This window comes from Microbulbifer mixtoriginis (SeqCode) (assembly GCF_052466765.1).
Genome location: NZ_CP174289.1, coordinates 4365694 through 4375462 on the forward strand (window position 1 = coordinate 4365694; position 9769 = coordinate 4375462).

The following is a 9769-nucleotide window of genomic DNA, read 5'->3' on the forward strand; positions in this document are numbered from 1 at the left end:
CATGCGTATACCCCTGCTTTCGGCATTTCCCGGCGTAGCTGGAGCTGGTCTGCGAGTTCTCAGCTTTACTTTATGTAGTTTGTCTCTACTCCCTAGTGTGGCTGGCGCAGACGATGATAAAGAAGAATTACGCGATCTGTTCTTTGGTGCGGCCATGTACTACGCCCACCAGGAAAACTACTTTGATGCGATTGTAGCGCTGGATAACGAGTTGGCCCAGTATCACCGTCTGGATGAGCCCGAGTTAGACCCCTTCAGTAATCATCTTGGGCAGGCTGAATTCTCTGTGGGTGACATGGAGCTTTCCTACCGTATGCACCGGGAAGCGGGGCGCGCAATTGAAGCGGTGCTGAAGGGCAATGTTTCGCAGGAGGTGCGCAATGAAGCCGCCTATCGTCTGGCTAAAATTCACTACCACAAACAGCAGCCTCTAAACGCTTTGCATGCGCTGGAAATGATTGAGGGCAAGGTGCCCTTGCGGGTGCGTGCCGAGGAGCAATTCCTGCGCGCGCGGGTTTTTATGGAGTTGGGGCGTCTCGAAGAAGCGGTAGAGCTACTGAAAGACCTGAAAGGTGAGGAATCCCTGGAGGGCTTTGTGGAGTTCAACCTGGGCATTGCCCAGTTGAAATCCGGCGAGGAAGCACGCGGGGTGTTGGAGCTGACCGCTCTGGGCAAGCGCCACAGTGGCGACCCGGCCGATCAGGCCCTGTACGACAAGACCAATTTATTACTGGGTTCCCACTTGATGGAGGCCGGCGAACTGCAGCTGGCGCGCCCTTATTTTGACCGGGTGAATCTCGAAGGGCCTTTCTCCAATCGGGCGCTGCTCGGTGCCGGTTGGGTGGAGGCCCGAGCGGGGCGTTTCGATCGCGCCCTGGTACCCTGGCGGATATTGCAAAACCGTAAGGGCACCAATGAATCGGTGCAGGAAGTGATGCTGGCTATACCTTACGCCTATGGAAAATTGGATGTACACAGTACTGCGGCAATTCATTACGGCCGGGCCCTGGATGCCTTTGGCCGTGAGATCGACACACTGACGGCTTCCATCAACAGTATTCGTCAGGGCAAATTTCTCGAAGCGCTGCGGCGCAAAGAGGCTACCCAGGTACAAAACTGGGTGGTGGCGCTGCGCAATCTGCCGGAGGCACCGGAGACTCACTATCTCCTCGACCTCATGGCCTCCAATGACTACCAAGAATTTCTGCGTAACTACCGCGACTTGAATGATCTCTACGAGCGCAATAAAGAGTGGCTTAAAAGTCTCACTGCCTTCGAGGATATTATCAGCGCGCGTCGGGCTTACTACGAGCCCCTGTTACCACAGCTGGATGAGCAGTTCCGTACCTTGGATGCACGTATCAAGCTGCGTATGGAGCAGCGCGATCAATTTTCCAGTCGCATAGAGCAAATGCTGGTTTCTCGCCGCCCGGAGTATCTCGCCACCGCCGAAGAGCAGGAAGCGCGCCTGCAACTACTGCAGCTGCATAAGCAGATCGCACGCAACCCTAAAGGTTTTACCGAGCAAAGCAGCAGCCGTGTTGAGCGCTTGCAGGGTATTTTGGATTTGCGTCTCTCTACCGAATATCACCAGCGTCTCACCGAGGCCTATAAGCATTTACAGGCGCTCAACGCTGAGATCGAAAAGTTACAAACAGTGTACCGCTCCTATGTGCGCAGTCGCCAGGCGGCGACCCACAGTTACACCGGTTATAACAAGGATATCCAGCGTTCGCGTGCGCAGATTCGCTCGGCCCAGCAGCGTCTGGAGATGTTGATGGCGCGCCAGGGCAGCATGTTGGAAGCGCTCGCTGTTGAAGAGCTGGAACGCCGCCGCAGCCAATTGGAGAGTTACCAGATCAAAGCGCGCTTCGCCCTAGCCGACAGTTACGACCGTGCCAATGAGCTGCAGGAGCAGCGCGAGGATCAGCGCAAGATTGAACAGCATCGCGAGGCTCAGCCTGAAACTTTGCCAGAACAAAACCCTCCCGAATTGGAAGCACCGGAAAGCGAAAATGGGCTGCAGGAGCAGAGCCAAGCAGCCCGGCCGGAAACTCTGCCTGAGAGCAATCCTGCCGAATTGAAAGTGCCAGAAAGTGAAAATGGGCCACTGGAGCAGGGCGGGCAACCCCAAGCAGACCAGCCAGAAATTTTACCTGAGAATAACTCCACTGAACGGCAAGTTTCAGAAACTGAGGGGGATAAGGCGTGAAACCTGTAAATCATCGCGTAAGCCCCTCTGCTAGTATTGCGGTTGAGCCAATAGCTACAGGGTGGAAGCCCAAAAATGCACTGCGCTATGGTGCATTCGCCGCGGCATTACTGTTACTTAATGCTTGTGCGGTGAACAGCGGTAAAACAATTGGCAGCCTGCAAAATGTCGATATTGAGATTAAAGAGGAATATATCGACGGCAGCCTGGAAAAGGCCCTGGCAAGTTATCAGCGCTACCTGCAGGAAACGCCCGAATCGAGTCTCACCCCTGAAGCGATGCGTCGGATTGCCGACCTGAAAATTAAGCAGGCGCACCGGGCCGAGGATGCTGCCATTGACGGTATTGCCCCTGCCACAGCAGGCAGTGGTGCTGTGATTGCCATCGAAGCTCCGGAGGCAACTGCAGAAAATACTCTGGAAGCCCCGGCTGAGGTAACCGCGCCTGTTGCCAAGGTGCAGCGCACCCCCACTGAGCATGTAGCAGGTGCGGAGTCTGATGCGGACTTTGAAGCTCGCGCTAGTGGCAGTGTGGATATCGCCGCAGACACCACTCCACTGCAGGTTCCTGAAGAAGACCCGGAAGCACTGATGTCGGCGAATGCCCGAGAGGCCATCGCGCTGTATCTCAACCTGCTGAAGAAATACCCTCTTTACGACCGCAACGACCAGGTGATGTACCAGCTCTCCCGCGCTTATGAAGAGGCCGGGCAAATTGATGCTGCAGTAGATGTATTGCGGCAGTTGGTGGCCAAATACCCGGATTCCCGTCATATCGATGAAGCCTGGTTTCGCCTGGGGGAATATTACTTTACCCGCAAAAAGTATCTGGATGCGGAAGAGGCCTATGGCCGGGTAATCACCATCGGGCAGATTTCCAGTTTTTACGAGCTGGCCCTGTATAAACGTGGTTGGTCCCTGTTTAAGCAGGATATGTACGAGATGGCCCTGGACGATTATGTGGCCATGCTCGATTACAAAGTCTCCCAGGGTTACGACTTTGACCAGCAGACCAATACGGTTGAACGCAAGCATGTGGACGATACTTTCCGAGTGGTGAGTCTGAGCTTCTCATATATGGAGGGCCCGGATTCTATTGTCGACTATTTCTCCCGCAAGGGTGCGCGCCAGTATGAATACCTGGTGTACAGCCATCTCGGTGAGTATTACCTGAATAAACGTCGCTACCAGGATTCGGCCAAATCCTATATCGCCTTTGTGGAGCGCAATCCACTGCACAAGGTTTCTGCGGACTTTTCCATTCGTGTGATCGAGATTTACAGCAAGGGCGGCTTCCCCAAACTGGTGCTTGAAGCGAAGAAGACTTTTGTAAATACCTATGCCCTCAATGCCGACTACTGGACAGTATTCGATATTAATGAATTTGGTGAGGTGGTCGAATTTCTACAGGCTAACCTGATCGACCTGGCCGGCCATTACCATGCCGCCTACCAGAACAAGAAGCTGAAGGATAAAAAGGGCGAGCACTACCTAGAGGCAATTCACTGGTATCGCCGTTACTTGCAGTCCTTCCGTGAAGCTGAGCGCGCGCCGGAAATGAACTACCAGCTCGCCGGCTTGATGCTGGAAAATCGCGATTTCCACAATGCCGCTCTGGAATATGAGCGCACCGCCTACGAATACCCTGCCCACAAGGATTCCAGTGAGGCGGGTTACGCTGCGGTTTACGCTTATCGCGAACATCTGGCCAATAATCTGAAAGAAGCCAGTGCAGATCAGCGCGCTCCATTGTTGCGTGAAATTATTCGTTCTTCGTTAACGTTTGCCGATACCTTCTCACAGCACGCCAAAGCGCCGCAGGTAATGCTGGGTGCGGTGGAAGATTTGTACGGTCTTAAAGACTATACGCCGGCGATCGATAACGGGCGTCAGCTATTGGAAAAATTCCCAGCTGCAGAGCAGGAGATTCGCCGCTCAGCCTGGATGGTGGTGGCCCACGGCTCCTTTGATACCCATGCCTATGCCGATGCGGAGGTGGCCTATGGGGAAACCCTGAATCTCACCGCCACCGATGCCAAGGATCGTGCTGGTCTAGTCGATAATCTGGCGGCATCCATTTACCAGCAGGGCGATATGGCGCGCAAGCAGGAGGACCACGCTACTGCTGCCGGCCACTTCCTGCGCATTCGCGCTGCGGCTCCGGGAGCCACTTTACTGGCCACCGCCGAATACGATGCTGCTGCCTCCCTGATTGTGCTCAAGGATTGGACCCAGGCCGCCACAGTGCTGAACAATTTCCGTGGGAATTTCCCAGAGCATGAACTGGCCAAAGATGTCACCAAGAAACTGGCGGTGGTCTACCAGGAAAGTGGCGAGCTCTTATTGGCAGCGGCGGAGTTTGAGCGTATTGAGCGAGAATCTGAGGATGAGGAAATTCGCCGCGAGGCTCTGACGCAGGCAGCGGATCTCTACAGTACCGCTAAAGACAGCGACAGGGCGCTGGCGGTGTTGAGGCGCTACGTGAAGCTGTTCCCCAACCCCATGGAGCCCGCCCTGGAGACGCGGCAAAAAATCGCCGATATCTACAAAACTGCTGGGCAGCAAAAACGCTATATGCAGGAACTGCGTGAGATGGTGCGTATAGAGAAGCGTGGCGGTTCCCAGCGCAGTGATCGCACCCGCTACCTGGCTGGTAGCGCCGCGTTACAGCTGGCTGAGCCCAGTTATCGGGCCTTTACCCAAGTGGCGCTGGTTAAGCCAATCGAGCAGAACCTCAACCTGAAACGCAAGCGTATGAAAAAAGCGATTAGCGATTTCTCTGCCCTGATTGATTACCAGGCAGCGGATGTGACTGCCGCAGCCACTTATTACCTCGCGGAAATTTATTTGCACTTCAGTGTGTCTCTGAAGGAATCCGAGCGCCCAACGAATTTGAGTGCGCTGGAACTGGAAGAGTACGAGCTGGCTCTGGAAGATCAAATTTATCCGTTCGAGGAAAAAGCGATTTCCGTGCATGAAAAAAATGTCGAGTTACTTGGGATGGGTATCTACAACCCCTGGATCGATAAGAGTATCGGCCAACTTGCCGGTCTGATGCCGGCCCGTTATGCCCGTGTCGAAGAGGCTGGTGACTATCTGCAGAGTATTGTCCCTCTGCCACCGGAGCCGGAGGCCTTGGAATCAGCGGAAGTAGTTTCCGGCCAGTAATAGCGAGAATGGAGAAGAGGGCTATGCAAATAAAACTGCGAGTGGTTTTCCTGTGGGTGGTTACGCTGTTTTTGGCTGCCTGTGCGGGAGTTCAGACCAAGTCGGGCAAGGTTTCTGATTATTCCTCTGTGCGGGTGTCCGGCAGTGTGAGCCGGGACTTTGAACGATCCCTGGAATTCCTTGCGGATAAGGAGTTTGCGCGCGCGATTGAATTGTTGGAGACGGTAGTTGAGCGGGAGCAGCGTTTGCCCGCGCCTTATATTAATCTCGGCATTGCCCAAATTCAGGTGGCAGAAGAAAAAAAAGCGGAAGAGGCTTTTCTTAAAGCACTGGAAATAGATGCCGAGCACCCGGTGGCCACTAATGAACTGGCAGTGCTTTACCGCAAGCAGGGCCGTTTTGCCGATGCGCGCAAAATTTATGTGAATGCCTTGGCAGAAAACCCCGAATACCTGCCATTGATAAAAAATCTCGGCATATTGTGTGATCTCTATCTGCAAGATCTCCAGTGCGCTCTGGCACAATTCCAGCAATATGTACAGCTGGAACCCGAGGACCAGGATGTGTCTATCTGGCTGGCGGATCTCAAACGGAGGGCGGGCAAGTGATAGCGCAGTGTAAATGGATTTTGCCGTTTATGATGGGGTTTGCCATTTTTCCTTTTGCCGGTGCGCAGGCACAAGAAGGTGAAAAAAACCAAGCCACAGATAAGAAAGTGGATACCAAAGTTAAAGAGTTATCGGGTATTTCCATTATTGGTAATAAGGAAGCGCCCAAGTCTCTGTATATCGTTCCCTGGAAAAGTTCCGAGGTGGGTGTCGAAAGTGATCTTGTCTCCAGTTTGATGGACGACAAGCTCAAGCCGCTCGACAAGGAAGTTTTCATGCGTGAGCTGGAGTTCTACCAGCTCAGCCTGTCCGGCGATTAACGCCGTCCTTTCTCTGGCTAAAGCCAGAGCAGCAACCAATTACTGCAGTATTTCTCAAGAGGGTTTGTAATGGACTTTTTCAACAGCGTCATCGAGTTTTTCCAGACGGGCGGTACTTTTATGTACCCCATTCTTGTGGTGGCCGCCCTGGGTGGCGCAGTAGCAATTGAGCGATTTATTCGCCTGCATTACGAGCGTCGTACCAACCGCACTATGTGGGATAAATTGCAGCCAATCCTCTCCAGTGGTGATTTCGATCGTGCGCGCAATCTGGTTAAGCAGGATAACTCCAGTGTGGCAAAGCTACTTTCCATGGGGCTGGCCCGTCAGGGTGCAGTGCGCCGCCGCGAAGATATCGAAATCGCGATGGAAGAGAGCATGATGGAAATCACTCCACAGCTGGAAAAGCGCACGCCCTACGTAGCACTGTTTTCTAATATCGCCACGCTGCTGGGTCTGCTCGGTACTATTATGGGCCTGATTGAAGCCTTTACCGCAGTGGCCAATGCCAACCCGGCAGAAAAAGCCGATCTTCTTTCCGCTAGTATCTCGGTAGCGATGAACACAACGGCTTTCGGTCTGATGACCGGTATCCCCCTGTTGATTGTGCATGCACTGCTCAACTCCCTCACTGGAGAAATTATCGATAGCCTGGAAATGGTTTCCGTAAAAGCCTCCAATCTGATTGACAGTTCAACCCGCCGTCGCTTCGAAGTCGATGCGCCTGCTTCAAAAAATAAAGGTGAAAACAAGTCGGCTAGCAAGTCTGAGAAGCACACCAAATCACAACCAGTGGCCGAGGCCAAAACCGAAGAACAGCAAACGGAAACTGCGTAATGAGAAGGCGGCGCCACGGGAGAGATAAAGAGGCCCCGGAGCTGGACATCACCGCCTTCCTAAACCTGATGGTGGTGCTGGTGCCGTTTCTGTTGGTATCGGCGGTGTTCTCACGGGTAACAATTTTAGAGCTGAATATGCCGAGCGGAGCCGGTGGTGGAGCGCCGGATGATCCCACGGTCACGGTAGAAGTCGTCGTTCGCACAGAGGCGCTGGAGATTAGTGATGGTGAGAAAGTCATTGCGCGTTTTCCAAACCTGACGCAATCCGAAGGGGGTGAGTCTGCACCGCTGGAGGCGGCTACAGAGGAAGGTGCCGGGGAGGGTGAACAGCTTGCTCTGTTGCCAACCGCGGAGGTCTACGACCTGAAAAAACTCACCGAGTTTTTACTGCAGGTTAAGGCCAGCTATCCAGAAAAAACCGACTCCATTTTGTTGATGGAAGCGGATATTGCCTATGAGCACTTGGTGGGTGTAATGGATACCGTGCGCGGAGCCGAGGTGCGTGTGGAAGGCAGCGATCCCAGTGATCCAAGTGCTGTAGAGAAAGTGGTGCTGTTTCCCGATATTTCCATAGGAGATGCGCCGTGAGACATGAAAGCCGACGTATGAAGCGCATGGCGCGCAGCCATAAGCGTAAAAAAACCTCGGGTATGAACCTTACCTCGCTAATGGACGTGTTCACCATTTTGGTTTTTTTCCTCTTGACCAACACTTCCAGTAATGAAGCGTTGGAGCCACCCAAGGTGATCACACTGCCGGATTCGGTGGTGGAGACCAAACCAAGGGAAACCGTAACCCTGATGGTGACCAATGAGGAAATTCTGGTGGAATCCAATTCAGTGGTGGCTACCAGCGAGGTACTTGAGAGTGAAGAAATCATTATCGAGGCCATTAAGCAGGCGATGATCGCCGAGATGGGTAAGGCTATCGGTGTGGCCCAGGCCTCTGCTGAGGCGGAGGCCGAAGAAGCCGGCACCGAGGGAGAAGTTCAGCCGGAGCCACCGGAAGTTAATATTCTCGCGGACAGGGGCATTCCGTTCAGTTTGCTTAAGAAGGTGATGTCCAGTTGTACGGAAGCTGGTTACACCAAGGTATCGCTGGCGGTTATTCAGAAAGCATCTCAGGGTTAATGGAAGTTTGTGAGTAATTTTCTACAACAACAGCAGGCGCTTAGCGAATCGCTCAATGCGGTTCGCCAGCGCATGCTCCTGCTCGAGGATGAGCGGCAGCAGATAGAGGCACAGCTGGCCGAGTTGCAGGCCAATGGCACCAAGTTCCAGCTGCTTGATGAAATTTCCGAGCGCTTGCGCAAGCTCGAAGAGGCCGGCGCCGGAGAAATGTTCTGGGCCGAGGATTACCGGGTCGATGCCTCCGAGCGGGTGATTGCTCGAATCGGTGAGTCCACCCGCGATTTCAACGAACAGCTGGAGCAGCTGCATCAATCCCGCCGACAAGTTCTCGATAATATTGAATACTGCAGCGAGGAAATCTTTGCTCTGGACGAACAGGCAGATGAGCTGCGCCGTGAAGAGGAAGAGTCCAAGTACGAATTCGAAATCACCCGTGAGTTCGAGCAACCGGATTTTCGCCCAATGGTTATGCCCTGGCATACCCAGGGTGAAGATGAAAAGCGTTTCCGTCTCTGTGTATTCGCCTCTCTGTTTATTGCCACTTTATTAGGTTATCTGGTGCCACTCTATACATTGCCGGAACCGGAAAACGAAGTGGTTGAGATTCCAGAGCGCTTGGCCAAGCTGGTAATCGAGAAGAAAACCAAGCCCAAGCCACCGCCGGAGCCGGAGAAAACCAAACCCAAGAAAGAGGAGACGAAGCCCGAGCCCAAGCCTGAGCAGAAGGTGGCCAAGCAAGAGCCCAAGCCAACCAAGACTGAGAAGAAGCAGGCGCGCAAGAAAGCTGAGCGCACAGGTGTTCTGGCCTTTAAGGATAATTTCCAGGATCTGATCCAGGATGATCTGGATAACCGTCTCGGCCAGCAGACCCAGCTGAGCACGGCGGGTAAGAAAGAGAATCGCAGCCAGCGCTCTCTGATTACGTCTGCCGCAGCCAAGGGCAGTGGTGGCATCAGCGCTTCAGATGTGAGTCGCAATGTGGGTGGAACGGGTTCTTCCCTGGGTGGTGTCGAGTTTGCACGTGTTGAAAGTGCTATTGGCAATGAGGGTGACTTTGCCGGTGAGGACCGACCGCTCAGCGATGGTGTTGGCCCGTCTCGTACCGACGAGGAAATCCAGATTGTCTTCGACCGCTATAAGAATGCGCTCTATCGCATCTACAACCGCGAGCTGCGCAACAACCCGGCTCTGCAGGGCAAGATGGTGCTGAAGATCACTATCGAACCGGATGGCTCTGTGTCCCTGGCACAAGTGGAGTCCAGCGATATGGATTCGCCGGCACTTAATGCCAAAATTGTTGCAAGGGTCAAACGGTTTAACTTCGGTGAAAAGGCTGGTGTTCCAACAATCACCATTCTCTACCCGATCGACTTCCTACCGCAGAGTTAATCAAATGGGCCTCCTTCTCGCTTGTGCGAGGAGGAGCCCATTTTTTCGGGCAGTTTTTGTCTGCTTTCACAGCTTTTTCCCTCCTGGGTTTGCCTGAGAACCAC

The 9769-nt window shown here is 53.6% G+C and carries 8 protein-coding genes; all 8 read left to right on the forward strand.

Annotated features, from left to right (window positions below):
- Position 1 precedes the first annotated feature (1 nt).
- Entirely contained in the window at positions 2 to 2212 is a 2211-nt protein-coding gene (locus ACJJIV_RS18950) for a tetratricopeptide repeat protein (RefSeq protein ID WP_444889963.1), read from the forward strand.
- A complete protein-coding gene (locus tag ACJJIV_RS18955) occupies positions 2209 to 5379 on the forward strand; it encodes a tetratricopeptide repeat protein (RefSeq protein ID WP_444889964.1) in 3171 nt (1056 codons plus the stop codon). The genes ACJJIV_RS18950 and ACJJIV_RS18955 overlap by 4 nt, the downstream gene beginning before the upstream one ends.
- Positions 5380 to 5402: 23 nt before the next feature.
- Positions 5403 to 5987 carry a tetratricopeptide repeat protein gene (locus tag ACJJIV_RS18960; RefSeq protein WP_444884439.1) on the forward strand — a complete coding sequence of 195 codons (585 nt, stop codon included), beginning with the start codon at positions 5403 to 5405 and terminating at the stop codon, positions 5985 to 5987.
- Positions 5984 to 6307, forward strand: coding sequence for a hypothetical protein (locus tag ACJJIV_RS18965; RefSeq protein ID WP_252082141.1), 324 nt, complete (start codon positions 5984 to 5986; stop codon positions 6305 to 6307). Before ACJJIV_RS18960 ends, ACJJIV_RS18965 begins: the two co-directional genes overlap by 4 nt.
- A 69-nt stretch (positions 6308 to 6376) precedes the next feature.
- Positions 6377 to 7144 carry a MotA/TolQ/ExbB proton channel family protein gene (locus ACJJIV_RS18970; protein WP_252082140.1) on the forward strand — a complete coding sequence of 256 codons (768 nt, stop codon included), beginning with the start codon at positions 6377 to 6379 and terminating at the stop codon, positions 7142 to 7144.
- Positions 7144 to 7734 (forward strand): ExbD/TolR family protein, encoded by a 591-nt coding sequence (locus ACJJIV_RS18975; RefSeq protein ID WP_444889965.1) that lies wholly within the window; start codon positions 7144 to 7146, stop codon positions 7732 to 7734. Before ACJJIV_RS18970 ends, ACJJIV_RS18975 begins: the two co-directional genes overlap by 1 nt.
- Entirely contained in the window at positions 7731 to 8276 is a 546-nt protein-coding gene (locus ACJJIV_RS18980; protein WP_252082138.1) for an ExbD/TolR family protein, read from the forward strand. Before ACJJIV_RS18975 ends, ACJJIV_RS18980 begins: the two co-directional genes overlap by 4 nt.
- A gap of 9 nt (positions 8277 to 8285) precedes the next feature.
- Positions 8286 to 9665, forward strand: coding sequence for an AgmX/PglI C-terminal domain-containing protein (locus ACJJIV_RS18985; protein WP_444889966.1), 1380 nt, complete (start codon positions 8286 to 8288; stop codon positions 9663 to 9665).
- Positions 9666 to 9769 lie beyond the last annotated feature (104 nt).

Excerpts from the sequence above, each read along its gene's own strand:
- ACJJIV_RS18970 (WP_252082140.1), top strand. The coding sequence starts at position 6,377 with ATGGACTTTTTCAACAGCGTCATCGAGTTTTTCCAGACGGGCGGTACT.
- ACJJIV_RS18960 (WP_444884439.1), top strand. The coding sequence starts at position 5,403 with ATGCAAATAAAACTGCGAGTGGTTTTCCTGTGGGTGGTTACGCTGTTT.
- ACJJIV_RS18950 (WP_444889963.1), top strand. The coding sequence starts at position 2 with ATGCGTATACCCCTGCTTTCGGCATTTCCCGGCGTAGCTGGAGCTGGT.
- ACJJIV_RS18975 (WP_444889965.1), top strand. The coding sequence starts at position 7,144 with ATGAGAAGGCGGCGCCACGGGAGAGATAAAGAGGCCCCGGAGCTGGAC.